At 62.4% G+C, this 25,794-nt stretch carries 24 protein-coding genes and 1 pseudogene; 11 read left to right on the top strand and 14 right to left on the bottom strand.

The genetic code is table 11. From position 1 onward, the window contains the following. Positions 1-160: 160 nt before the first annotated feature. Positions 161-997, top strand: a complete 837-nt coding sequence (locus ASG57_RS22595; protein ID WP_024343384.1) for an LOG family protein — start codon at positions 161-163, stop codon at positions 995-997. Between the two features lie 56 nt (positions 998-1,053). Here the strand turns inward: ASG57_RS22595 and ASG57_RS39305 are convergent, their stop codons facing one another. From ASG57_RS39305 to ASG57_RS22540, 12 genes are all read right to left on the bottom strand, one after another. Further along, positions 1,054-1,215: a hypothetical protein gene (locus ASG57_RS39305; RefSeq protein ID WP_230646703.1), complete on the bottom strand. Its 162-nt coding sequence runs from the start codon at positions 1,213-1,215 to the stop codon at positions 1,054-1,056. Next, entirely contained in the window at positions 1,215-1,541 is a 327-nt protein-coding gene (locus ASG57_RS22590) for a hypothetical protein (protein WP_230646704.1), read from the bottom strand. The genes ASG57_RS39305 and ASG57_RS22590 overlap by 1 nt, the downstream gene beginning before the upstream one ends. Before the next feature lie 13 nt (positions 1,542-1,554). Next, positions 1,555-2,232 carry a methyltransferase family protein gene (locus tag ASG57_RS22585; RefSeq protein ID WP_029674795.1) on the bottom strand — a complete coding sequence of 226 codons (678 nt, stop codon included), beginning with the start codon at positions 2,230-2,232 and terminating at the stop codon, positions 1,555-1,557. Continuing rightward, on the bottom strand, positions 2,232-2,486 hold the full coding sequence (locus ASG57_RS22580) for a DUF2933 domain-containing protein (RefSeq protein WP_024343386.1): 255 nt from the start codon (positions 2,484-2,486) through the stop codon (positions 2,232-2,234). Before ASG57_RS22580 ends, ASG57_RS22585 begins: the two co-directional genes overlap by 1 nt. A 557-nt stretch (positions 2,487-3,043) precedes the next feature. Beyond that, positions 3,044-3,685, bottom strand: coding sequence for an NrsF family protein (locus tag ASG57_RS22575; protein WP_057197554.1), 642 nt, complete (start codon positions 3,683-3,685; stop codon positions 3,044-3,046). Next, on the bottom strand, positions 3,682-4,239 hold the full coding sequence (locus ASG57_RS22570) for a sigma-70 family RNA polymerase sigma factor (RefSeq protein ID WP_057197552.1): 558 nt from the start codon (positions 4,237-4,239) through the stop codon (positions 3,682-3,684). Before ASG57_RS22570 ends, ASG57_RS22575 begins: the two co-directional genes overlap by 4 nt. Positions 4,240-4,287: 48 nt before the next feature. After that, on the bottom strand, positions 4,288-5,643 hold the full coding sequence (locus tag ASG57_RS22565; protein ID WP_057197550.1) for a TolC family outer membrane protein: 1,356 nt from the start codon (positions 5,641-5,643) through the stop codon (positions 4,288-4,290). 126 nt (positions 5,644-5,769) lie between these two features. After that, a complete protein-coding gene (locus ASG57_RS22560; RefSeq protein WP_082529026.1) occupies positions 5,770-8,970 on the bottom strand; it encodes an efflux RND transporter permease subunit in 3,201 nt (1,066 codons plus the stop codon). Beyond that, positions 8,967-10,400 (bottom strand): efflux RND transporter periplasmic adaptor subunit, encoded by a 1,434-nt coding sequence (locus tag ASG57_RS22555; RefSeq protein WP_057197572.1) that lies wholly within the window; start codon positions 10,398-10,400, stop codon positions 8,967-8,969. Before ASG57_RS22555 ends, ASG57_RS22560 begins: the two co-directional genes overlap by 4 nt. 79 nt (positions 10,401-10,479) lie before the next feature. Further along, positions 10,480-10,875: a FixH family protein gene (locus tag ASG57_RS22550; RefSeq protein ID WP_024343390.1), complete on the bottom strand. Its 396-nt coding sequence runs from the start codon at positions 10,873-10,875 to the stop codon at positions 10,480-10,482. 104 nt (positions 10,876-10,979) lie between these two features. After that, complete coding sequence (locus ASG57_RS22545; RefSeq protein ID WP_024343391.1) at positions 10,980-11,345, bottom strand: hypothetical protein; 366 nt, start codon at positions 11,343-11,345, stop codon at positions 10,980-10,982. 128 nt (positions 11,346-11,473) lie between these two features. Further along, positions 11,474-11,749 (bottom strand): metal-sensitive transcriptional regulator, encoded by a 276-nt coding sequence (locus tag ASG57_RS22540; RefSeq protein WP_057197547.1) that lies wholly within the window; start codon positions 11,747-11,749, stop codon positions 11,474-11,476. 50 nt (positions 11,750-11,799) lie between these two features. Between ASG57_RS22540 and ASG57_RS22535 the strand changes: the two are divergent. Then, positions 11,800-14,189, top strand: a pseudogene (locus ASG57_RS22535) (heavy metal translocating P-type ATPase); the annotation flags it as partial. Between the two features lie 636 nt (positions 14,190-14,825). After that, on the top strand, positions 14,826-15,017 hold the full coding sequence (locus tag ASG57_RS22530; RefSeq protein WP_024343395.1) for a hypothetical protein: 192 nt from the start codon (positions 14,826-14,828) through the stop codon (positions 15,015-15,017). Positions 15,018-15,248: 231 nt separating this feature from the next. On the opposite strand, the gene ASG57_RS22525 is transcribed toward ASG57_RS22530, so the two are convergent. Continuing rightward, the gene (locus tag ASG57_RS22525; protein ID WP_502690808.1) at positions 15,249-16,439 is read right to left on the bottom strand and encodes a type II restriction enzyme NmeDI-related protein; all 1,191 of its coding nucleotides are present in this window, start codon (positions 16,437-16,439) and stop codon (positions 15,249-15,251) included. Between the two features lie 184 nt (positions 16,440-16,623). Between ASG57_RS22525 and ASG57_RS22520 the strand changes: the two genes are divergently transcribed. Next, positions 16,624-18,489 carry a multicopper oxidase domain-containing protein gene (locus ASG57_RS22520; protein WP_057197545.1) on the top strand — a complete coding sequence of 622 codons (1,866 nt, stop codon included), beginning with the start codon at positions 16,624-16,626 and terminating at the stop codon, positions 18,487-18,489. 236 nt (positions 18,490-18,725) lie between these two features. Here ASG57_RS22520 and ASG57_RS22515 read toward each other — a convergent pair whose 3' ends face one another. Then, positions 18,726-18,998 carry a helix-turn-helix domain-containing protein gene (locus tag ASG57_RS22515; RefSeq protein WP_080655021.1) on the bottom strand — a complete coding sequence of 91 codons (273 nt, stop codon included), beginning with the start codon at positions 18,996-18,998 and terminating at the stop codon, positions 18,726-18,728. A gap of 122 nt (positions 18,999-19,120) precedes the next feature. On the opposite strand from ASG57_RS22515, the gene ASG57_RS22510 reads away from it, so the two are divergent. The 7 genes from ASG57_RS22510 (at position 19,121) to ASG57_RS38415 (ending at position 25,563) form a co-directional block, all read left to right on the top strand. Further along, entirely contained in the window at positions 19,121-19,435 is a 315-nt protein-coding gene (locus ASG57_RS22510) for an HNH endonuclease (RefSeq protein ID WP_063828498.1), read from the top strand. Then, positions 19,435-20,010, top strand: coding sequence for a hypothetical protein (locus ASG57_RS22505; protein ID WP_024343399.1), 576 nt, complete (start codon positions 19,435-19,437; stop codon positions 20,008-20,010). The genes ASG57_RS22510 and ASG57_RS22505 overlap by 1 nt, the downstream gene beginning before the upstream one ends. A 212-nt stretch (positions 20,011-20,222) precedes the next feature. Then, complete coding sequence (locus ASG57_RS22500; protein ID WP_057197544.1) at positions 20,223-20,672, top strand: hypothetical protein; 450 nt, start codon at positions 20,223-20,225, stop codon at positions 20,670-20,672. Then, entirely contained in the window at positions 20,669-21,427 is a 759-nt protein-coding gene (locus tag ASG57_RS22495) for a metallophosphoesterase (RefSeq protein WP_057197542.1), read from the top strand. Before ASG57_RS22500 ends, ASG57_RS22495 begins: the two co-directional genes overlap by 4 nt. Further along, positions 21,424-23,763: an AAA family ATPase gene (locus tag ASG57_RS22490; RefSeq protein ID WP_057197540.1), complete on the top strand. Its 2,340-nt coding sequence runs from the start codon at positions 21,424-21,426 to the stop codon at positions 23,761-23,763. Before ASG57_RS22495 ends, ASG57_RS22490 begins: the two co-directional genes overlap by 4 nt. 11 nt (positions 23,764-23,774) lie before the next feature. After that, complete coding sequence (locus ASG57_RS22485) at positions 23,775-24,692, top strand: 3'-5' exonuclease (RefSeq protein ID WP_057197539.1); 918 nt, start codon at positions 23,775-23,777, stop codon at positions 24,690-24,692. 367 nt (positions 24,693-25,059) lie between these two features. Next, positions 25,060-25,563 (top strand): hypothetical protein, encoded by a 504-nt coding sequence (locus ASG57_RS38415; protein WP_057197537.1) that lies wholly within the window; start codon positions 25,060-25,062, stop codon positions 25,561-25,563. Positions 25,564-25,794: the final 231 nt, after the last annotated feature.

Below are 25,794 nucleotides of genomic sequence, written 5' to 3'. Positions count from 1 at the left end.
TCGCTCCGCTGGCGAGTGGCCGAACGGAGATCGGAAGATCGGAGGCTTCGGCAACCGGTCAAGCAGAAGCTAGATTTCGGTTGCGCTTTATTGATCTAGTGAGACAGTGTAGTTGGCAGAAGGAATAGTAAAGGCGATATATTTTGATGCGGAAGTTGTAATGGACGACACCCCACAGACGTCCAAGGAGACCTTTCGTCCCTCGAACATCGAGCAACTGGACTCGCCCGCCTACACTTTAGCTGCCCTCGATCAAGGCTTTCTGCTTGGCGATTCCATGCGTGGGGTACGATTCCTGCTGGAGTACGCAAAGGCCGAGGAATGCCTGAGATCGTGGGGCGTCCGATCCACTATCGTCGTTTTCGGGTCGGCACGAGTTCGGGAGGATGGGCCTGAATCGCACTCCCGATGGTATCGGGAAGCACGCGCGTTCGCGCGCTTGGCCTCCGAACGCGGTGGCGCCCTGACTTCGAACGGCGGCCTTCGAGACAACGTCATCGCGACCGGCGGTGGCCCGGGAATCATGGAAGCTGCAAACCGAGGAGCCGGCGACGCGGGAGCGCCTTCCATCGGCTTCAACATCACGCTTCCGGAGGAGCAACAACCAAACCCTTACTCCACGCCAGCGCTGACCTTTCAATTCCACTATTTCGCAATGCGGAAAATGCACTTGGCCATGCGCGCCAATGCGCTCGTTGCGTTCCCGGGAGGCTTCGGGACTTTCGACGAGTTGTTCGAAATCCTGACGCTGCGGCAGACGAAGAAGGCGCCGGCCATTCCGATCGTTCTGTTTGACGAACAATACTGGCGGTCTGCCGTCAACTTCGAGGCGCTGATCGACAGCGGCACGATCGATCGATCCGACTGCGATCTCTTCCGGTTCGCGGAAACGTCGGAAGATATTTGGTCCGAACTACTTTCGTGCGGTCTCGGCGCACCCGGTCTCTCCTGTCCGGCCTCGCAATTCAGCCGCACTACGTCCTCGAACGCGAGTTAGACCTCTCACTCTATCCGCAACATGTCTGAATGAGCGTGACAGACGTCCGCTTGCCGTTATCGCGCTCGGCGCTGGTGCTTCGAACCGGCCGGCTCGGCCGCCTTCGGAGAAACGACGGCTTCTCGGACGAACATGACAATGCTCACCCCCCAAACGAGGGCGATGCCGAGCAGAACCCACTTGAAATCGGAATGGATCATGAAGTTGACGGCGGCCATCAACCCGATCGAAGCCCGCCGGCGACCCCGGCGCCGACCGCAGCTACAGCGCGATGGTCTCGGAAGGACGTCAACGCCAGGGTGAGCGCGAGCATTCCCGTAGCCGTCACGTAGCCGCCCATCACGCGGAAGACATGGGTGGGCCATGATGTCAGTCTGGGCCCGATCAACTGCAATTCGATCGAAGTAAGGCTCATGTACCGGATGTCGTCCGGCAGCAGGGGAGGCCGAAGGAGGAGGAAGTAGACGCCGACCCCGATCAACAGGATACCGGAGGCCGCCAACAGCATCGAGGACAGACGCCAGCGATACGATGCGTCGCGCATCGTGGCAGCCGGATCAACCGTGACGATAGGTGCGGCCGGTCGAGCCCTGCCCGAGAATTCGGCTCAGGCGCGGTATGAAGCCTGGGACTTCCGCAGCGTATTTCGTATAGGCCTCGCCGAACTCCGACTCGGCGTCCAACTCCTCGTTTCTCGCGAGCTTCACGTACATGATCGTCAGCACCGGAAACATTGCGAGCGTGAGAATTGTCGGCCACTGCAACAGGAAGCCGAACATGACGAGGATGAAGCCGACATATTGCGGATGGCGCACATAGCTGTAGGGACCGGCCGTGGCGAGACTGCGCGTCTGCTGCGCGTCGTACAACACCTTCCAGGCGGCGGAGATCAGAATGAACCCGGCGGCGATGAAGATGAAGCTCAGGATGTGGAACGGTCCGGCGTGCGGATTGGCCTTCCAACCGAACACCATCTCGAGCAGATGACCGGCGTCGTGCGAGAACCAGTCCACGTCAGGAAACCGCGACTGCAGCCAGCCCGAGAGGAAGTAAATGGTGAGCGGGAAGCCGTACATCTCCACGAATAGCGCCACCAGAAACGCACTGAATGCGCCGAACGAACGCCAGTCCCGGGAGGTCTGCGGCTTGAAGAAGCTGTATGCGAACAGGATGAAGACCGCGGAGTTGACGATGACAAGGCTCCAGAGGCCGTAAGCGGGCGTAGAATCATGCATCACACGCTCCTTGGATCGTTCTGTTGATTGTCGGCGTGATGATGCCTGTGTCCGTGATGCATGAACAAATGCATCAGCGGGCAGGCGAGGATTGGGAGCCAGACAAGCAATCCGAGCACGTGCGCTCTATGCTCAGTGAACAGCAGGGCACCTGCGATGATCAGAAATCCGATCAGAACCAGCCCGGCACGCGATTTGAGCGACAAACCCTCAGGCGCATGTCCTTGGTGACCGGAACGATCTTGCACCGACATCGTGAACTCCTGCTACCCAATAGTAAGTAAACAACTTGCCGAAACCTTCTTCTTGATCGAGATCAAGCAGATCGGACCGGAAACGCCCGCAAACAAGGCGCTTGCGGCGACCGCTGCCTAAGCACGTTGCTCGATGCGCTCGCCGACTGACAGGGCGTCGACTTGGTCTAGTTCTGTATCATCGGGGACTTCGGGCCTCCCTGATATCTCCAAACCCGCCTGCTCGAATCAACAGGTGGCGCGAAGTAGTGGCCCGGTGTCGCGGGAACCGAGCCGAACGCAGAGCTCCAGCCACCTTGTGGGTTCGACATCACTTGCGCGCCCCGCCTGGCCTCGTTTGGCCAATACCGCCGATCCGAAATCGTGGCCCCTGCAAAGGCACTCGCCGACACTGCAACCAACGGCAGCACCAGCAACATAGTTCTGAAGGTCTGCTTGAACATGACCCGGCTCCTGCTCACTTGAAGGAAGGATTTGAGGCCCTCTCATCGATGAGTTCGGAAGAAATCGCCGTTCGGTTACAGGGCTCACGCCGACGTGAAAACGGTTCAGTCACGCTACCAACGCAGCAACCTGGGGCCCAGCATCGCCCCTGCCAGGGTGCAGAGCACAATCGTCCCGCCGTACCAGATTGCGACAAATGGCAAGGAATCGTCGGTGCAATGAAGCGCGTAACCCATGGCGCTGATGCCGCCCGAAACAAGACCCGCAAAGGCACCTGTCCGGACGAGATTGGTCGGCGCCGCCGTTCGCACCGCCGCGATAACGACGGTGAAAGGTACGATCGCGATGATCGGGATCGAGATAATGCACTCTAGCCACTCGTCACCCATGACCATCTTGGCCCAATGCGTACTGGGCGCCAGCCCGAGGCTGATTGCGGCAAGCAACAAGATGCCTGCGAATGGGAGGACGGCCCACCCCGAAGAGGACCTACGTTCTCCGCCCGGCCGCGCCAGGCGCATCAGGTAGGCCGATGCCAACACGACGATTCCGACCGCGAACACAATCTTCAGGAGCACGGAAACGACGGCGTGACCGGTCGTCAGATCGGACCGGGTACCCAGGCCGACCAATATGCCGCCCAACGTCAGAACCGTTGCGGCCGCAAGGGCGAGGCCCACTGTCCGACCGACCGATCGGCGATCGACCGGCTCGACGTGGGCACTGAGTGCCGCGATCAAATCATCCGTCTTCATGATCTCGCTTCCCGGGCAATCAGCGCGGCCAGGGTTTTTAGCCCGCGGTGAATATTCACCTTAATCCCGGATTCCGAAAGTCCGCACCGCTGCGCCGCTTCGGCGATGCTCAACCCGTCGAGTTTCACGGCTTCCATGGAACATTTGACGTTTGGCGGCAGCCGTCGCAAGAGCCGCCCGACGTCGTAGGAACTCTCCGCACCGACATGTTCGTCCGATGCCATGGCCTCGTCAGCCTCATCCAGAGGCACATCGGCCAACGACGCGCGGGTCCGACGCAGAAAGTCGATCAATTTGTGGCGCGCGATCGCATGGACCCATGGTGTCAGCAGGTCGGTGGCGTCGTAGGTATGTCTCTTGATGTGAATGGCCAAGACCGCTTCCTGAACTAGGTCTTCGGCCTCCGACGCGCTACGGCCAGTGCTTGCGAGTTTTCTTTTGTAGTACGCACGTAATCGCCTGCTCAGCGCTTCAAGCAATGCCCGATGCGAAGCCGCATCGCCGTCCAGGCTTGCGAGCATGAGTTTCTTCAGATCCGCTTCCGAGGTCGTCATGTTCGCGGTCCCGACTACCTCTCTCGATCAGGGAAGATCTCGATGAACTTATTGTCCTGCAGGCGTCCGCAAACCATGCCAGGCATCCCGGACTTGGTAGTAGTGGACCTCTGGCAGATAGTCGGGCGTGTTCAACCCGAGCGTCTTCACGTCGAGGCGCCCTACGGCGCCGAGGAGCGTGTAGGATGCGATCACGCGGTCGCGCTGAGCGAGGATCAGCCGAGCTCGGGCATTGGTCAGATCCTGCAGGGCGTTGAGTACGTCGACCGTCGTGCGCTGTCCTGCCTGCGCCTCCCGCTGCACCCCCAATAGTGCCACGTTCGCGGCACGCACCTCGGATTCTGCGGCAGTGACCGCGACTTTTGCTCCTTCATTGGCGACCCAAGCGCCGGTTGCCGCAGTGCGCGTCTGATTGCGCACCTGCTCCAGGACTAGCCGGCTTTGCGAAGTGACCTCCTTGGCCTGGCGGGTCTGGGCGGCGGCCATGCCTGCATCGTAGAGGGGAACGCCGACCTGGCCCAAAACCGAAGTCTGATCCATGCGCGAAGTCGCGAGGGTAGGATCATTCTGCACGGCGCGGCTGACGCTGGCCTGCACGGAAACGGTCGGAAGCAGCCCGCTTTCCGCCACTGCGATCGAAGATTGGGCGACATCCACATCGAACTGCGCGGCAAGGACGGCCGGGTTCTCTTGACGCGCCACATTCGTCGCATCCGCAAGAGTAGGCGGCGAGAACCGGTCCGCCGGCGTCGCCGCCACGAGCTGCGCGGGAGGCCCGCCCACCACTTGGGTGTAGGTCGCCTTGCTCACGGCAAGGGCCACTTCTGCGGCGTTGAGGTCGGCAAGGCCGCAGTTCAGGCGCGCTTCGGCCTGGGCCGCGTCGGTGGGCGTGACGTCGCCGGCATTGAGACGACTGCGAGTGTTGGAGAGCGTCTGCCGTAGGAAGGCGATATTGGCGCGCTGCGCGTCGACCAGCGCTCCATTGGCAAGTACGTTCATGTACACGGTGACGGCATTGAGCAGGGTCCCCTGCCCTACGTTGCGCAGGGCTTCGCGGCCGGACCTGACCTGCGCCTCCGCCACCCGGACATTGTTGGCGGTCTTGAAGCCGTTGAACAGCGTCTGGGTCACCGTGAGCCCAACGGTCCACGGCTTTAGCGTGACCGTCTGGACGACGTTGTCCGGCAACAGGTTGCGAACCTGCTGCAGGCCGGCGCTCAGGCTTGCCACAATCTGCGGGCGATAGCCCGACAACGCCTGCGGCACGTTTTCGTCGGTCGCCCGTTGGCGCGCCCGTGCCGCGCTCAGCTGCGGATTTGACTGATAGGCTTTCACTATGGCTTCCACGAGGGTCTCCGCCCTGGCGGGCGCTCCGCCGTGAAGCAACAACACCGACCCGAACATGGGTCCGGCCCACCTCCCGACGATCGAACCAGAAGCATCGACTCTCGGTCCGTACTTAGCCATCTCTTCCTCGTCCTTCGCGAAGCGTCGCACACGGATGTGCTCACAGCTGGCCCCTCTTCCGGCTCATTGGGCCGGCTCCATAATGCGCGGCCTCTTTGCAGGCGCTTCTTGATGTGCGGGAGACTGTGGATCGCGGTCGCCTCGATGGGACGTCGAAGGCAACCGGAAGCCCTTGATCAGTCCGAAGATCGCCGGAATGACGATGAGCGTCAGCAGCGTGGAGGAGACCATTCCGCCGATCATCGGCACAGCGATGCGCTGCATGATTTCGGATCCGGTACCCGAACTCCACATGATGGGCAGGAGGCCGGCCATGATGGCAACCACCGTCATCATCTTGGGCCGGACCCGCTCGACGGCGCCTTGCATGATGGCGTCGTAAAGATCGCTTCGCGTCAGCGCGCGACCTTCCGCCTTTATCCGCTCGCTCGTTTCCGCCAACGCGTGGTCGAGATAGATCAGCATCACCACGCCGGTCTCGGCGGCGACGCCGGCGAGTGCGATGAACCCTACCGCGACGGCGACCGACATGTTGAAGCCGAGCCACCACATCATCCAGAGGCCGCCGACCAGCGCGAAGGGCAGCGAGAGCATGACGATCAAGGTCTCCGTAATCGACCTGAAGTTCAGGTAGAGCAGCAGGAAGATGATCGTGAGCGTGACCGGTACCACGATCTTCAGACGCGCAGCGGCGCGCTGCAGGTACTCGTACTGGCCGCTCCAGACGACATAGTAACCCGCCGGAAACTGTATGCTCTCGCTGACCGCTCGCTGTGCGTCGGCGACGTAGCTCCCGATGTCCCTGTCCCGGATGTCGACATAGATGTAGGTCGCGAGCTGTCCGTTCTCGGTACGGATCGAAGTCGGCCCGCGGGCGGGTTCGACCTTCGCCACTTCGCCAAGCGGAACGGCGCCGCCGGCCGGCATCGGCACCAGGATATCGCTCGTGATGGCCTTGGGATTGTCCCGGAGATCGCGCGGGTAGCGCATGTTCACCGTGAACCGCTGCCGGCCCTCGACGGTCGTGGTGACCGTCTGACCTCCCAATGCGGCCGCGATGGTGTCCTGGACGTCCTGGATCAGGACGCCGTAACGGGCGAGCGCCTCCCGGTCCGGAGCGATCTCGAGATAGTACCCGCCGATGCCCCGCTCGGCATAGGCCGATGATGTACCGGGGACTGTCTTGATGACCCGTTCGATCTGCTTTGCCAACCGATCGATCTCCACGAGATCCGTGCCCATGACCTTGATGCCGATCGGCGTGCGGATGCCTGTCGACAGCATGTCGATGCGTGCCTTGATCGGCATGGTCCAAGCATTGGAGACGCCCGGAAATTGCAGCGCCTTGTCCATCTCCGCGATCAAAGTGTCGATCGTCATTCCGGGACGCCATTGCGCTTTCGGCTTGAGGTTGACGACCGTTTCGAACATTTCGGTCGGGGCCGGATCGGTGGCGGTCGCGGCCCGCCCCGCCTTGCCGTAGACGGAAGCGACCTCCGGGAAGGATTTGATAATGCGATCCTGCATCTGCATCAGTTCCGCCGCCTTGGTCACCGAGATGCCGGGCAGGGTCGTGGGCATATAGAGCAGCGTGCCCTCGTTCAGCGTCGGCATGAACTCGGTTCCAAGCTGTCGGGCCGGCCAGATCGTGACCGCGAGGACCGTCACGGAGGCGAGGATGACTAGGGTCTTTGCGCGCAGCACCCCCTTGATGACGGGGCGATATACCCAGATCAGGAAGCGATTAATGAAATTCTTGTGTTCGGGAACGATCTTCCCGCGCACGAAGACCACCATCAGCGCCGGGACCAACGTCACCGAAAGCAGAGCTGCGGCGGCCATCGCGAAGGTCTTCGTGTACGCCAGCGGGCTGAACAGCCGCCCCTCCTGCGATTCCAGCGTGAAGATCGGCATGAACGAAACGGTGATGATCAAGAGGCTGAAGAACAATGCGGGGCCCACTTCGGAGGCCGCCTCGATCAGGATTTGAACGCGCGATTGCCCCGGCTTCGCCCGCTCCAGGTGCTTGTGCGCGTTCTCGATCATGACGATGGCGGCATCCACCATGGCGCCGATCGCAATCGCAATACCGCCGAGGCTCATGATGTTCGACCCGAGCCCCAGCAGTTTCATGGCTCCGAACGCCATCAGCACGCCCACTGGCAGCATCAGGATCGCGACCAGCGCGCTGCGCACGTGCAGCAGGAAGACGATGCAGACGAGCGCCACGACGATGCTCTCCTCGAGAAGTGTTTGCTTCAGCGTGTCGATGGCGGCGTAGATCAGGTTGGAGCGGTCGTAGACCGGGACGATCTCGACCGATTTCGGCAGACTGCTCGCAATCTCCTTGAATCGCTTCTTGACGTTCTCGATGACGCTGAGCGCATTGACGCCAAAGCGCTGCAGCACGATGCCGCTTGCGACCTCCCCCTCGCCGTTCAATTCGGCGATACCCCGTCTTTCGTCCGGGCCGAGCTCGACTCGCGCGACGTCACGCAGCAACACGGGCGTGCCGTTGTTCGTCTTCAGCACGATGTTGCCGAGATCGTTGATGCTCTTGATGTAGCCCCTGCCCCGGATCACGTACTCGAACTCCGCGAGTTCGACCGTCCGGCCGCCGACGTCCGCGTTCGATGCGCGGATGGCGTCCCGGATCTTCTGCATGCTGATTCCGCGGTCGCGCATGCGCTGCGGGTCAAGGACCACGTTGTACTGTTTGACGAAACCGCCGATGCTCGCGACCTCGGCCACTCCTTCGGCCTTGGCCAGCGCGAATCTCAGATTCCAGTCCTGGATCGTGCGCGTGTCCGCCAGATTCAATTCCTTCGAGATGACGGCGTATTGGTAGACCCAGCCGACGCCCGTGGCATCCGGCCCGATGCTCGGCGTGACGCCCGCCGGCAACCTGGACGTCGCGCTATTCAGGAATTCCATGACGCGCGAGCGGGCCCAGTAGATGTCGGTTCCGTCTTCGAAGATCACGTACACGAAGGACACGCCGAAGAACGAGAAACCGCGCACCACCTTGGATTTCGGCACGGTCAGCATGGCCGTCGTCAAGGGATATGTAACTTGGTCCTCGATCACCTGCGGCGCCTGGCCGGGATATTCCGTGTAGACGATGACCTGCGTGTCGGAGAGATCCGGAATCGCATCGAGTGGCAGATGCACTAGTGCGTAGAGGCCAGCGGCGGCCGCAAAACCGGTGCCGAACAGCACCAGCAGTAGATTGCGTGCGGACCAGGCGATGATGCGAGCGATCATTTGTGCTCTCCCGTCGAGTGGGCGGCGCCGGTGACGGAAGGATTGGGCGCAGCCTCCGCGAAGCCTTTGAGCGCCGCCTTCAGGTTGCTTTCGGCATCGATCAAGAAATTGGCCGCGGTGACCACCGCCTCGCCATCCGCAAGGCCCTCCCGCACCTCGATGTAACCGCCGCCGCGCCGGCCAAGCTTGACTTCGCGCGGCTCGTAGCGTCCTTCGCCCTTGTCGACGAGAACGGCCTGCCGGCTGCCAGTGTCGAGCACCGAACTGTCAGGGACCGCCAATTCGGATTTGGAGTCCGCGGTGTCGATGTCTGCATCGACGTACATATCCGGCAGCAGCGCCACATCCGGGTTGGCGAGTTCGATTCGGACACGCGCCGTCCGAGTTTCGCGGTTAACCTGCGGATAGACGACGGCGATCCTGCCGCTGAAGGTGCGAGTCGGATAGCTGCGGGCGCGAACCGTGACCGGCTGACCCACTGCGATGTTGCCAAGATCGCGTTCGGCGACGTCGACCAGGGCCCAGACCACCGAGATATCGGCAATCCGGAACAGTACGTCGCCCGGATTGGCTCTCATGCCTTCGATGGCGTTGCGTTCAAGCACGATTCCGTCGCGCGGCGCCGACCATTGCACGGTGACGGGCGCGACGTGGGACTTCTCCATGTCCGCGATGACCTGCTCGGGAACGTCGAGATTGATCAGCCGCTGCCGCGAGCCGCGGCCGTAGGCCTCAATCCCGCCGGTGGTCTTGGAAGTGATCGTCGAGAAATACTCCGCGGCGGCGGACGCCACAGCCGAACTGTAGATCTGCATCAGCGGCTGGCCTGCCTTCACGCGCGTACCGGTGGTCACGTCGGCGACCTTCTGCACGAAGCTTACGGCGCGCATTGCGATGACCGAGACGCGGCGTTCATCCAGTTGGATCGTACCGGGCGACTTGACCAAGATCCGGATCGAACGGCGCTCGACGGGCTCGGACTTCACGCCCGTCCTCTGGATCTTGCCGGGCGAGAGCTTGACCGACCCGTCCTCCTGATCGTCCCCTTCGTAGACGGGAACGTAGTCCATCCCCATCGGGTCCTTCTTGGGGACCGGCGAGGTATCCGGCAGGCCCATCGGATTGCGATAGTACAGGATCCTGCGGGAGGAATCCGCCTGTTGCCGCTTCGGCTTCGCGGACTCGGTCGAGGGCTCGTCCTCATCGTAGACCGGCAGGTAATCGCGTCCCTGCTGATCCTTTTTCGGAACGGCCGACCAGAGGGGGGCCCCAGCGGGGTCGCGGTAGTACAGCGGTGTCTTGTCCGCGGCCGCGGCAGCGTCGGTCAAGCGGGCGTGAACGGGCCAGAAAGATCGTTCCACCGACCAGTAGCCGGTCAGTCCGATTCCGGCGCCGAGCGCGATGATTGTAAGCAAGCGCGAGGTGTTCATGGTGTGCACCAGGGCGCGCCCTACAGCGCGCATATATGGGTTTGAGAATGCCGGGCGTTCCCTGAGAACGCCCGCAGGCTCACTTGTTAGCCTTGACGATGACCTTGCCGTTGATGGTCTCAGACTCGCCCTGGACCTTTGCGGAGAGCGTGACCTGATAGCGACCCGCCATCGGAAGATCCGTCTTGAAGGCGTACACGCCGGACTCGCTGGACGGCAGCGGAGCCACCGGGGATTCCATTTCGGCCATTCCGTCGGGCGCCATGTCCACGCGCGTCCTGAAGATCACGGCGTCGGAGACCGGTTTCCCGGTCGTCTTGTTGGTCAAGCGGACCGCGACGGTGACGTCGTCGCCCTTCTTCATCTCCGCATTGACGGGCTCGAACACGTAGTCGCCTGCCCCCGCCGACGCAGCCGTGGCGACGAGAGTGACGACGACGGTCAGTGCGGCAGCACTGCTGAATTTGGAAGTCATGATTTTCTCCTCGATGGGTCTGTCTCGACCGCGGCTCCGAAGGAGCACACACGGCAGTCGTCATCGCGCGCGGGCACGTGCTACGCGCGTCGAACCGGGTGAGATCAGACCCGAGGAGGTCGGAAGGGAGGGCTCGCTCCGCGCACGGGAACGAACTGGTCCGCAGGGATGGCGACTTTGCTCTCGGCTGCGGGCACGAAGCGGAAGCCGATGCTTCGGACGTCGCCCAGCGCGACGAATCCGCCCGCGCAGCAGAAACCCATGCTGCAGTTATGGCCGGCGGCGTGAAAGGGGGCGCCGTTCATGTCGTCCGGGCAACAGTCCATCGACATGTCGGCCGAGGTGCCCATCTGCATTCCGGACTGCGCATCGTCGGCCATCACGCCGAAGCCGGCCGCGGACGCGCCGACCGGCAACAACGCCAAGGAGGCGGCGATCGCGAATGCCAGAATGGTACGGACGAGCCGCATCGCGCTTTGTCTACCTATACTTGTCCCGCTTACCGCACCGGTCCGGCGCGGTAGCAGTTTCCTTCCATAACATAGTCCTGCTCCGAGCGGCGTCTTTGATCCTCGTCAAGCATTCGTGACCGCCTTCTTCACCTGTCCGCCCGCCCGACCACTTCCATCAGTTCCGCGATCTTGCGCCGCTGGTCGGCCTTATCCCCGCTACGAATAGCGTGTTCCACGCAATGGGCCACGTGATCCTTGAGGATTTCTTCCTCGACGCGGCGGAGCGCGACTCTGACCGCCGAAATCTGCGTGACGATGTCGATGCAGTACCGGTCCTCGTCCACCATCTTCGCGAGTCCGCGGACTTGGCCTTCGATGCGGTTCAGGCGTTTCTGAGAGGAAGCCTTGATGTCGGTCCTCATGGGCCGTATATACCCCCCTAGGGTACCTTCCGCAAGAGATGGAGCACATAATGTCTAAGGATGCCCCAAATTCCGAAAAGGCGCGCGGAAGCTGCTGCGAACACTCTCACTCCACCTCGCGCGAGCCCCACGTTCACCATGACCATGGCTCCGGGCACGGCACCGCGGTCGACCCCGTCTGCGGAATGACCGTGGATCCGGCGACGGCCTCCCATAAGGTCGAGCATGGCGGCCGGACCTTCTATTTCTGCTCTGATCGTTGCAGGACCAAATTCGCGGAAGCGCCGGCAAAATACGTTCACGGCAAGGTGCAGCATGAACCCCGAGCCGACGTACCCGAAGGTACGGTCTACACCTGTCCAATGCATCCGCAGATCCGGCAGATCGGGCCTGGCAATTGTCCGATATGCGGCATGGCGCTCGAACCGGAATTCGCAACAGCGGACGCGGGACCAAATCCCGAGCTGGTCGATATGACCCGCCGATTTTGGGTGGGTCTCGCGCTCTCCGTCCCGGTCGTGATCCTCGAGATGGGCGCTCACTTGGTCGGAGCTCATCGCTGGATTGATCAGGCGTTCTCGAACTGGATCCAGCTGGCTCTTGCGACACCCGTGGTGCTTTGGGCCGGCTGGCCGTTCTTCGTCCGCGGTTGGCAGTCGGTGCTGACGCGCAATCTGAACATGTTCACCCTGATCGCGATGGGTACCGGCGTCGCCTGGATCTACAGCGTCGTCGCGACGGTTCTGCCAGCCGCGTTTCCTTCCACTTTCCGCGGCCACGACGGCGCGGTCGCGGTCTACTTCGAGGCGGCTGCCGTCATCACGGTCCTGGTGCTTCTGGGGCAGGTGCTCGAATTGCGCGCGCGCGAGGCGACCTCCGGGGCGATCAAGGCACTGCTGGATCTCGCGCCGAAAACCGCGCGACGCATCCGTGCGGACGGCGCCGACGAGGAGGTGCAGATCGCGGTGCTGCAGCCGCAGGACCGCCTGCGCGTCCGTCCCGGCGAAAAAGTACCCGTGGACGGCGAGATCATCGAGGGTCGCTCGACGAGTCGATGGTCACCGGAGAGTCCATGCCGGTCAGTAAGGAGGTCGGCAGCAAGGTCATCGCAGGCACCCTGAACCGGTCCGGCGGCTTCGTCATGCGTGCCGAGAAGGTCGGTAGCGACACGATGCTGTCCCAGATCGTGCAAATGGTCGCGCAGGCGCAGCGGTCCCGCGCTCCCATCCAGCGCCTCGCCGACCAGGTCGCGGGGTGGTTCGTTCCGGCGGTCATCGTGGTCGCGATCGCAGCTTTCGCCGCCTGGGCTGTTTACGGGCCCGAGCCGCGCTTCGCTTTCGGGCTGGTGGCGGCGGTCAGCGTTCTCATCATCGCCTGCCCGTGCGCGCTCGGCCTCGCGACGCCGATGTCGATCATGGTGGGCGTCGGACGCGGAGCACATGCGGGCGTGCTCATCAAGAACGCCGAGGCGCTTGAGCGCATGGAGAGAGTCGATACGCTCGTAGTCGACAAGACCGGCACACTGACGGAAGGCAAGCCCAAGGTCGTCGCGGTAGTCCCGACGAACGGGTACTCGGAGTCGGACGTGCTTCGGCTCGCCGCCAGCGTCGAGCGCGCCAGCGAGCATCCATTGGCGGATGCGATCGTTAATGCAGCCAGGGAGCGCGATATACTGACTACCGACGTGCAGGACTTCGACTCGCCGGTCGGCAAGGGCGCGCTCGGAACCGTCGAGGGCAAGAAGGTGCTCCTCGGGAACGCGACGTTCCTGAGCTCGGAAGGCGTCGATACGTCCTCCCTCGAATCCGAAGCCGAACGTCAGCGGGGCGAAGGCGCGACCGTCATCAACATGGCGGTCGACGGCACGCTCGTCGGCATCTTGGCCATCGCCGACCCGGTGAAGCAGTCCACGCCCGAGGCGCTGCGCGAGCTCGCCGCCGAAGGGGTCAGGGTGATCATGCTGACGGGCGACAACCGTACGACGGCCCGGGCCGTCGCTCGGAGGCTTGGTATCGCGGACGTCGAAGCCGAGGTTCTGCCCGACCAGAAGAGTGCGGTCGTCGCGAAGCTACACGAGCAAGGTCGAATAGTCGCGATGGCTGGCGATGGCGTCAATGACGCGCCGGCGTTGGCGGCCGCCGAAGTCGGTATCGCGATGGGGACCGGAACGGACGTAGCGATGGAGAGTGCCGGTGTGACGCTACTCAAGGGGGATCTCACGGGTATCGTACGGGCGCGGCGACTGTCGCGCGCAACGATGCGCAACATCCGCCAGAACTTGTTCTTTGCCTTCGCCTACAACGCGGCCGGCATTCCGATCGCCGCCGGGCTGCTCTACCCGACCTTCGGCTTGTTGCTGTCGCCGATCGTCGCCGCGGCCGCAATGGCGCTGTCGTCCGTCAGCGTGGTCGGCAACGCGCTGCGGCTACGAACAGTGCGGTCTGACGCGCGCGAAATCGCCGGCCATCGTCGCTGGCCATCGGAATTCGCGTCAAGGCGACGATGTGATCGACGAATCGGCAGCCCGCTTCGCGTTTCCATCGGGGACGCCGTGCGCGAGCAACCTGGACTCCGAAAGGCTTCCAAGAAGCTCGACCTTGGCGTCGTTGAGCGCTCCGCAGGCTGCCTGTACGGCTTTGACGGCTTCGAGTTGATCGCCGAGGTGCACGTACCAGACTTCCTGTGCGTGCTTCCCATCGCGGACTTCGGGCCAGGTCACGAGGATCGTGTAGCCGGCCGCCGCTATCTCGAAATCGCGAATGTCGGGTCCGGATTGCTCTGACGACATCTGCTGTTCTCCCCAAAGCAACAATCGTTTGTAAAGCTGGACCACCCCCAGAGGTTCCTGAGCTCCCACACGGCTCTTGCCGCTGCAGCCCTCCGGTCCGCGCGGTGTCGCTACCTATAGAGCTTTGGCTGTGCGCGTCGCACCTGCCGGAGGGTCAATAGATCGGCTATCCGGATTATCGTGTTGGAAACGTGGTGATCCAGCGGTCGTGCAACTCGGATTGTCGTCTGGTATTCTCTGACGTGGCGCAGCCGCCTTCTCCCGCTTCGTGTGCTCGAGGATCTAGTTATGCCAAAGCCGGTTCAAATTGACGCCGACCTGTACGCACGCGCGGCCGCAGCGGCATCGCGCGAAGGAAAACAGGTTGAGACTTACATAAATGAGCTAATCCGATTGCAGATCACAGATGTGGAGAGAATGCACCAGATTGTTAGGGCGCTCGATGAGATAGCAATCGAAGACGATGCCAAGGGGGCGTGATTCTCGGCGGAAATCTACACGGTTAAACGGATCAGGCTCGTGAGCACTCCAACACGACAGTCCGGATAGCCAATAGATCTTCGGCGGTTGCGAGAACCTGATGCCGTGGCAGTAGCCGCGCCGGACGCCGTGACGTCGTACACACGCGCCGTTCAGAGCAGGCGCGCGATCGCCTGAATGCCCTTCATTCCTGTCCCGAACCGGGCGATCGCTTCCTTGTTGCACTCCAGTTCACCGTAAGGCAAGAAACGCACCTTGAGGTCCGCTACGCGACTGAAGGCGGGGTCGACGAAGCTGGCTGCGCACCTCGTCCTCCCTGCCGTCCGGAGCGACCAGAAACAGTCCGCCCGTCGCGTGCAAATCGCTGCTCAGCGCGAGATCGAGCATACGAACGATGCCGGAGTAGATCGACGTCGTGTGCTCGACCTCGAAAGCCGCGGCAACACAATCGCTCGCGGAGTCTATCCAAAGGACGTCGATGAGCCGGATCGATTCTGCGCCGGCGGCGTTTTCGATGGATGAGGGTAGACGGTCGAGGCAGCCGGCCGCCAACATCGCACCGTTATACGGGCGTCCTCGATCGTTCGAAGCGATCCAGATCCGATAGCCGAGCGCCAAGCCCAAGTCGCGGAGCCAAGCTTGGACTTCCGTATGGGTAAGATCGTTCTCGCGCGCGGCAGCGATGGGACCTTCGAGCCGTTTCGCGGTCTCTCGCGCCTTCGAGAGCTCGGATAGCCACGCGTCTCTTGCGGTGTCGCCACTGCCGACGGGAGGCGCACTGAAGCGTCCGGTACCGACATCGAACAGAAATCCTGCGATTGCGCCGAGATCGTTGGAGAGGAGATCGCGATAGCTGCGGTTCAGCTCCAGGATGCCCCGTCGCATCCCAAGATACTGATCCCAGCGACCGAGTTTCACCTTGGCGCCCGTGATCGCATTGAAGCCGTTGACGATCGCTGTATTGAACGGCGGCATCAGGGTCGGGTGCAGGAAGTACAGGAGATTGGCGACAGCGGGCCCGAGACCCTTGATGGACAGGCGATCGATGGACTCGATTCCTTCGACCAGCTCCTGCTCGGTGCTGCAGCAGGAACAGTGATGCAGGAGTCTGCCGAACGCTCGCTGATTCTCGGGATTCTCGTAAATGTCGGGGATCCGAAGCTTCGGCTTCCACAGGAAGGCGTGATCGGCACCTTTGAAGATCTGCCTCTGCTCCGCGATCGATCCCACGATCGTTTCGAGGGAAGAGCCCTTGTAGACGTTGCCGAACGTTCCTGCTTCGATCTCCTCGACTACCTGAGCAATGCCGCGACGAATGGACCGGAAATTCTTGAGCCGCTCGTCCCACAAGAACCATGTGCGATAGGTCGATCCTGAGTCCTCGCGCCATCGTTCAATCAACACGCGCAGCAGATCAGTCAAACTCAGCCTCCCCTCATCATGTGCATTTCCCGCCCAGATTTTGGCACACGTCAACGCGCCGTGCGACGGCTGGGGTCGCGAATATTACAGCCAGGCACCGGAATCTCACTCTGCCAGATCGTCATCAAACCGGAACAAAGGCCCCGCGCGACTGTTGCGTGACAAACAACCGGTTGGAGCGGCCGTGATTGCCCTGCCTTACGACTATTTCCTGATTGCGTGGTTTGCAATCGCGCTGATCTCGACGGCCTATGTGGCCTATGACCAGTTCGCTGGCAATCCTGAGCCGACCGTGATGAAGTGGGCTTTCATCCTGGTCACGCTGTACATGGGACCAGTGGGTCTCCTGCTCTACGTGCTTGCCGACAAAGAGCCGCGGCCTGGAGAGCACGAGCGGTTCACCTCCCCACTTTGGAAGCAGGGGGTCGGCAGCACCATCCACTGCGTCGCCGGAGACGCTACCGGCATCATCCTGGCTGCGGCGACGACCGCCCTGCTTGGGTTACCGATGTGGATCGATCTCGTCGTAGAATACCTAGCGGGATTCTCGTTTGGTCTCCTAATATTCCAGTCCCTCTTCATGATGCGCATGATGGGCGGCTCGTATTGGCAGAACGTCAAGATGAGCTTCATGCCGGAATTCATCAGCATGAACGCCATGATGGCCGGAATGGCCCCGACAATGAGCCTCCTGATGATGGGGCGTGACATGCGGGCGATGGACCCCCTTGAACTGGTGTTCTGGGGCGTGATGTCGTTGGGGGTGATGGTCGGATTCACCGCGGCCTATCCGTTCAACGTGTGGATGGTCGGTGCCGGCATCAAACACGGACTGATGACGGAAAGGCGCACCGGAAGCTCGCAAGCCAGCGAGCACGACAAAAAGGGGCAGCGGCACGCGAGCCATGGCGGCGGTAATGGACACGGTGGCGGGCACGGGATGAAGAGCCAGGCGACGGGGCCTCAGCTTGCTGCCATGGCTGGCGTCACGGGTTTTATACTCATGACCGGCATGATCTGGCCTGGCTTTTACGTCAATCTGCGGCTCAGTGCGCGGGACGTCGAGGGAGCGATCATGCCGCCAGGCATGATCAATACGTTCGATCTTCCGGGCGCCGCGATGCGGGAAATGGCAGCGGTGAAGCCGCGACAGGTTAGCTATGTAGCGCCGATTACCGCACGCGGCGACCAAGTGCTGCAGCCGCGCGTCGAAGGTGGCGTGAAGGTTTTCGAGATCGAAGTGTCCGCAATCCGCTGGAATATACTACCAGACGTGAGCGTTGACGCTTACGCATACAATCGTCAAATTCCCGGTCCGCGCCTGGTATTGACCGAAGGCGATCATGTCAGGATCAACTTTCACAACGCCCTGCCCGAGAGCACGACCGTTCATTGGCACGGATTGATCGTGCCCAACGAGATGGATGGCCCGGCAAAGGTGACGCAACAGCCGATTCCGCCCGGTGGTTCCTACACCTACGAGTATACGGTCGGACAGCACGGGACGTACTTCTACCACAGCCATGACCATCCCGACCGTCAGCAGGCGCTGGGCCTATACGGCGCGCTGATCATCGCGCCGAAGGATCCGGCGGCGGAATTGAACGCCGATCTCGACTACACGATTCAGCTCCAGGAATGGCTGAAACGCGAGTGGCTTACCTATCCCGCGATGCTGATGGAGGGCGCCCTCCCCAATTACTTCACCATCAACGGGAAAGCCTTCCCCGCGACAGACGTCGTGCCGATGAAGGTGGGGCAGGCCATAAAGCTGCGGTTCATTGGGACCCACAACAATTTCGTTCATCCGATGCACGTGCACGGCGGGCCTTTCGAGGTCGTCGCGGTGGACGGCATCACTCTCGCCGAACGCGCACGCTATCAGGCGGATACAGTCAACGTGGGCCCGGGACAAAGATACGACGTGATCTGGACCGCTCGCAAACCCGGGAAATGGCTGGTGCATTGCCATATTCCACACCACACGGCCAACAACAACGTCGAGCAAGACGGCGGAGGCGGACTGATGTTGGTCCTGAACGTTCAATGATCAGCGGTAGAATCGGCTTGTCTTAGCGGATGAGCTCTCCCCGACCACACATCGACGACGGATCGAATCCGTTAGGCGCGGCAAACGATTTCGCTCCAGCCGGTTAGCGATTCGAGCCCCCGTCGAACTGCTGAAGTTCGCCGAGATCGCTCAATTGCCGACCTCCCTGTTCTCAAGCCAGCGTCGTTGACGCCGAGGGGCGCTTGCCACCGCTGCAGCAAGCGCCGAAGCGCGCGTCAACCAGGGCTCTTCTTCCGTACCCCTTCGCCCGACGTCTCGCTTGGAAACATGAACTCTATGCCTGCCTTCTCGAAGGCGTCCCTGATCGCTTTCAGGGCCTTCCTGCGGCGAAGATCCTTCAGAGAGAAATCGGTCTCCCCCTCCAGCTTCGAAATCGTCCTTTGTTTCAGGCCGGCCCGTTCGGCCACCTCGGCCTGATCGAGACCCAGCAGGCCTCTTGCCGCGCGGATGAGCGCAGGCGTCAGCATCTCGTCCGTCTCCGTTGTCATCCGCCCGATTCGCCCCTTCAGTTCCAGTTAAGGTTAACACAGAGATCGGGCTACGGCAGCACGAATGTTGTTGCCAGTTCGGGCTTTTATGCTATGGTAGCACGAATTCAACGGAGCTATCGATGCACTACGCAAGTTACATGGGAAGCGACGCATGGCGGCGGAATCCCGCGCGCCTGAAGGCGCTGTCCGACGCCGATGGACACTGCCGCCTGTGCCACGCTGACGGAAGTCTGGAAGTTCATCACTCGACCTACAAGCGTCTCGGACGCGAACGCGACAATGATCTGATCGCGCTGTGCTCCGACTGCCATCGCGACGTGACGAGCATCCTGCGCGAGCGTCGTTATGCGGCGGTCAAGCCGAAGCGCGCGGACGTCGAGCGCCTTCACGACGCCCGCATTCTCCTCGGCGATCCGACCGCGGGAGGCTACTGATGCAGCGCGAGACCATCCGTTTCCGCATCGTCGGCACCAAACGCCTGCTGATGCACTGCGGGCGTCTGGCGGATCCGCTCGATCCGATCACGCAGGATCTGGCGCGGCTCACCTCGAAGAGGCCGAAGACGATCGCCGACCACAAGATGATCAGCAAGGTGGAGTGGTTCGGAAGCCTCTGGCTGCATGACGGAGCGCCTTGCCTTCCGGCCGAAGCGCTCCTGGCGTGCGCGATCGGCGGTGCGAAGGTGCTGAAGCGCGGCCCCCAGGCCGCCGCCGGCCTCGCGATCGAGGAGGATGCCGTCCTCGTCTACGACGGCCCCACCGACGTCGACGAGCTTTGGGAGAACGGCGACTTCCTCTTCCGCTGCGGAGTGAAGGTCGGAGCGAACGCGAAGACCATGCGCACCCGCCCGTGCTTCAAGGATTGGTCCGCCGAATTCACGGCGAGCTACCTTCCCTCCGTCATCGACCGCGAGCACGTGATCCAGGCGCTCGCGCAGGCGGGTGTGCGTCGCGGCCTGGGCGACTGGCGGCCGCAGAACGGCACGTTCGAAGTGAAGCAGATAGAATAGCGAGCTCCCGTGCTGGGGCGTGGTCCGGTGAGGCATGGCACGGCCCGGTCTGGCGAGGTGAGGTAGGGGTGAAACGACGGCGCTGGTCGTCGTTTCCAGGCCGTGGAGACGTCGGCTGAACCGACGTCTCCACAATCTCCAACAGATGAAGCTTCGGCCGCGCGACAGCTTCCGCGCGACGGCGGAGCATTGTCGTTACGAGGCAGAAAGAGATGAAGACCCACAAGACCAAGAAGGCTCCCGTCGGACGCGGTCGCCGGCGATGCGAGCCGCCACCGATTGGACCCCTGTTGTGGTGGCGCACCATTCGCGCGGACCACTTCAACGTGGCCGCCGCCGGGGCCCTGCGCGCTTCCATCGCAAACGTGTTCATCCCGGGTGAGCCGACGTGGCGCGACGCCGCCGACGGCGACGAAGCCGCCGCGGTTGGCCTAGCGCTTCGACTCCACAAGGGCACGAGCCCGGTCACGTACGATCTCGTCATGACGGCGCTCGCCGCCTGCGCCGCCGAGGATGGCGCGGCCGCGTGCCTTGCCATGGCGCACATGCTGCGCGGATTCCCGGGTGCCGGGCGGGCAGAGGCGCGAATCGCAACGAGCTGGCTCGTGCGCAGCTTCATGAAGACCACGTCCTCCGAAGAAGAGACGGGGAGCGGTCGATGATCGCGCAAATCATGTCCGACCTGCACCTCGGCCCCGGTTCGGAAGCTCCCCCGCCGCTCGTCGACGGCGTCGAGCTCGTCGTGGTTGCCGGCGACACCTGCGAAGGGCTGGTCAAAGCCGTCGAGTCGCTCCGAGCCGCATACCCCGACGTGGACATCGCGATGGTGGCGGGAAATCACGAGTTTTACGGCCGTGTCTTCAAAGAGGAGCTCGAAGCCGGGCGGAAGCGTGCCCAAGAGCTCGGAGTGCATCTGCTGGAAAACGACACCGCGACTTTCGGTCGTCTCCGCATCGTCGGTGCGACGCTCTGGACCGACTACCGGTTGTTCGGTCCGGACCTGCAGCAGGCGGCGATGCGCGCCGCCTACGATCAGATGCGCGACCACAAAAGGATCCGCTGGAACCGCGAGCCGTGGCAACGATTCCGCCCGCAGGAAGCGCTGTCCTTGCACGCGCGCACGCGGAATTTCTTAGAGGCCGAATTGGCGCGACGTCATGATGGTCCGACGATGCTGCTCGCCCACCATGGAACGACTTGGGAGGCCCTCGATCCGATCAACGAGCGCTCCCTCCTCGCGGCCGCGTACGTTTCCGACCTCCGGTTGACAGCGAGCGCCGATTTCGTCGTCACCGGGCACACTCACCGGCCCATGAATTTTCGGCGAGAGCGTACGCACTTCATCTCCAATCCGCGCGGCTACCGCGACGAAGGCGTGCGGTTCGACCCTTCTCTCGTTATCGAGATCCTGCCGTGACCCAGCCGATCTACACAGCTCTCGAGAGCTTTCCCGATCATCCACCTTCCGGAAGCCGAGCTTCTGGCGATCGTCGCCAGCGCGCCGTCGAGGCCGACGACGTACCGACGTCCGCCATGGGCGCCCTGGAACTGGAGACCTACCGGAAGTGCTGGCTCGCCTCGTCCCGCTTCCGCCGCCACAACACGGAAGTCGCCGCCGAACGCGAACGTGAGCGCGCGATCGGCTTGGCAGAAAAGGAAGCCCGCGCCGCGATCGAGAAGGCGATGCGAACAGGCAAGGGTTTCCCGCGCTCTGCGTCGAGGAGCGGGCATTCGTCATCGTCTCGAAGCTCGATCGAGGACGTCGACGACGATCAGGACGAGTCCCTGCGGCGAATCTCCGACGCCGAGCGCTATCCTCCCAACGGGGGCTTGGTAGCGGCGCGTCTCTTGTTCTCCCGGATATTCGACCGCCGGCCCGCGCTGCTTGATGCGCTACGCAGCGGCGCTCCCGCCATCCTCATCGACGTCGGCGACGCCCTGATGCTCGATCGCGTCGCAATGGTCTGGCGGAGCATCCTCTTCGAAAGCACGACACGGTTCATGGATCTCGCTCGGGACCCCGTGAAGCGTCGCGAGGATCTGGATGCCTTGTACCTGGTCGTCAAAGAGCCTCCGAAAAGCACATCCAAAATCTCCCTCGACACGACGGCGCTGTCGATGCTGGCGTTCGCGCTCCCGCTCATCGCAATCTCGCCCCTGGCCCGGTCGCATCTTCCCGAAGCCGTGAACGCGGCGGCCACCGATCGCATCGACTTTCCTCCGCTGGATGCAACAACGATCGTGCGAACGATCCGCATCGTCACGGGCAAGACTTGCCCGCAAGCGATCGCGGATGGAACCTTGACCCATACGTCCATCGCCGACCTCGATATCGCGGTGCGCTTCGACCGCACTCCGCAGGAATGCCTGGCAGAACTTCGTCGCCTGAACGTGGCGAAGATCGCGAAGAAGAAATCGCGCGAACTGACGCTTTCCCAACTGCACGGCCTCGGCGAAGCACGCGAATGGGCGGAAGAGGCCATCTCGGATATCGAGGCCTGGAAACGCGGCGAAATTTCCTGGAGCGCCGTTCCGTCCGGCGTGGCGCTCAACGGACCCGCCGGCTGCGGTAAAACCACCTTCGCCGCCGTTTTTGCGGCGTCCGCCGGACTGAACTTCGTCAGTGCCACTTTGGCCAAGTGGCAGTCCAGCGGCGAGGCGCATCTCGGTCATCTCTTGCGCGCGATGCGTCAGGATTTCGAAGCCGCTCGTGCGCGGGCCCCCTCGTGCCTCTTCATCGACGAGATCGACAGCTTCCCGGACCGGGCCGGGGTCACCCATTCGCATCGCGACTATGTCATCGAGGTCGTAAATGCGCTCCTTGCGGAGATCGACGGAATCGCCGGTCGAGAGGGCGTCGTGATCATGGGCGCGAGCAACGACATCGGACGTTGCGATCCGGCTCTCCTGCGCGCGGGTCGCCTGGAGCGAATCGTCCAGATCGGTCTTCCGGATATCCCCGAATTGGAAAAGATGTTCCGGGTACGTCTGGGCGCGGATCTCGTCGACGAGGATATTTTGCCCATCGCCGAACTCGCCGCCGGGATGACGGGAGCCGACGTCGAGCGTGTGGTCAAGGACGCGCGCCGCGCAGCGCGCAGGGATGGTGGTCGCTCGCTTGTTTTCGACGATCTGCAGAAGGCGTTGGTCGAAGACGACGACCGGCCCCATGAGCTGCGTTGGCGCACCTGTGTCCACGAAGCAGCGCACATCCTGGTCGACGTCATCCATTTCGGTCCTCAGAACGTGTTCGCCAGGGTCGCCAAGATGCAAGGGCGCTTCGGCATGTCCGCGCGCCGCAACAACGGCTATTCGAGCGGCACGACTGAGGAGTATCGGAAGCGGCTCGAGGTAATTCTTGCCGGACGCACCGCTGAGCAGTTGATCTGCGGTTCGGCCTCGCACGGTGCCGGCGGAGTGCCCGGCTCGGACCTGGACAGCGCCACCGGCCTCGCATGCGCGATGGTGGGAAGCTTTGGCTTGGCCGGCCCGACCCCACTCACCTATCTAGGACCGGCACGCGATGCCGGCACGTTCCTCGCCTTCGCCGAAATCCGGACAGCGGTGAACCACGAACTATCCGAGGCGGCTCGTTCGTGTGCCCTCCTATTGAAGGAGAATCGTTCCGTGCTCGAGGCGATCGCCCGGCGATTGGCGGCACACGGGCGCATCGATGGTGCTCAGGTCGCGACGTTGCTCGCCGAGGCACGCCGCGACGGCCTTCCCTCAGGGCGGGGCGGCGCGGAGCCGTGAGTGCAACACAGATGACGGTAGCTGCCGCTCGAATCCCCGCGGACGCGGCCGATCCCGAACGCTTGGCCGAACTCCTGGAGTCGACCGGCGATTATCGCGTTCTGCGTCGAATGCGGCCGCCCTCGTTTCCAGCCCCGAACGGCTGCCCTACGAAGCGCGCGATCTTCGTCGACGTCGAGACGACCGGTCTCGACAAGGTGAAGGATTCGGTCATCGAGCTCGCCATGCTGCCGTTCGATTATACTATCGACGGGACCATCGTGGGCGTCGGGGAGCCATTCAGCTCCCTGCAGGATCCGGGGTTTCCCCTTCCGGCGGAGATTACGGCCCTTACCGGAATCACGGACGAAATGGTGCACGGCGCCAGTATCGATCCGAGCGAGGTGACTGCCTTCGCAAACCAGGCGGTCCTGGCCATTTCCCACAATGCAGGCTTCGATCGCCCGTTTTGCGAACGCGAATGGCCCGTGTTTGCGGCGAAGCCATGGGCCTGTTCGCTTCACGAGGTCGATTGGTCCGCGGAAGGCTTCTCAGGCAAGAAGCTGTCCCAAATCGCGACCGGCTATGGATTTTTCTTCGACGCCCACCGCGCCCTCGACGATTGTCGCGCCGGTGTCGATATCCTGGCTCGGCGTCTCCCTCGGAGCGGTCGAACAGGGCTGGCCGCCTTGCTGGAATCAGCGCGTGCAGCCCGATGGCGAGTGTGGGCGGAGGGCGCGCCGTATACGTCTCGCGACATTCTGAAAGCGCGCCGCTACCGCTGGAGTTCGGGCGACGACGGTGGCCGTCGAGCGTGGTATCTGGAAGTCGGGGAAGACACGCTTGAAGGGGAACTAGAGTACCTCCGTCGCGAAATCTATGGCCGTGAGGCCGTGGAGATCGCTCGCCACCGGTTTACTGCCTTTGACCGGTATTCGATCCGCGGGTGAATGCATTACTTAGATCTCGTGGCGCTATCCAGATCGGAGACAACAAATTTCGCAGGAAGACATAACCCAGACTGTTGCTCGATGATTAGTGCAGCGCGTTCATAACGGTCTGGTTGCAGGTTCGAGTCCTGCCGAGCCCACAAGCGAAATTTTGCTTGTGCGGACACTTTGAGAACGACTCGGTTTCCGCTTTAAGAACGACTCGATTTCGTTTTGAGAACGACTCGACCGCAGATCATCCTGAAAAAACTTACGAATTTCGTCTCGGTTTTTTCGCCGATTCTGGAGCTCGACAAAAGCGAGGGGGGTCTTGGAGCGTTTTTCCGCGACTTCCACGTCCCGACACGCACCTCTTGAGGAACAAGCTATGAGGAAGTCGCCCACGAAGTTCGTATTCCATGAGCAGGAAGTCGCCGACGTCACGTTTCGTGCGATGGTGGAGTCCGGGCGCGTCATTCTTCACATGGTGAATTTGAGCGGCCGCGAGTCCAGTGTGGACCTCATTGGAGAGGCATTCGCCCTCCCCTGTCTTCGCTATTCCGAGAAAGGATGGCAGCGACGCGGAATGCCCTCAGGCCCGCCGGGCTGGGCGGTTTGCCACGACACCGCGCGAGAGCCCCAGATGTTTCTCGGTCACCTCCACAGCGACGATGTGCGGCTCCTCAGGCACGAATTCGGCCTGCACAGCCTAGAGTCCTTCGGTCGTCAGGTCGCGTTCAAGGATTCGATCGCTGGCCAAACTCTGAAGCAGATCATGCTCCATGATCCGATCCGCGCAGCGCTTTTCCGGAAGGCCGACGCATCCCTAGATAACTGGGCCGAACAGGTCGTTTCTGAGGAGCAAGCGCGCCCCTGTCGACGGGCGATATGACATGGGCCACTCGGCGACGGGCTGTGCGCCGATTGCCCCTGCAATACCTTGATCGCTAGCGCATTGCGGCGCCGTGCGCCGGCCGAATGTTCCCCCCGCGATACCTGCACGGCAACTGGCTGGACTATCTCAGTACGCGTCCGGTGACGGCCCCTGGTTAGGTCATCTTGAGTGGATGGCTGACCGCCGTTTATGCGGCCTGAGCGACGTTCTGAGGTCGCCAATTCCAGG

It is taken from the genome of Bradyrhizobium sp. Leaf396, from assembly GCF_001424605.1.
Classification (GTDB): Bacteria; Pseudomonadota; Alphaproteobacteria; order Rhizobiales; family Xanthobacteraceae; genus Bradyrhizobium; species Bradyrhizobium japonicum_C.
This window is presented reverse-complemented; position numbering and strand designations above follow the sequence as displayed.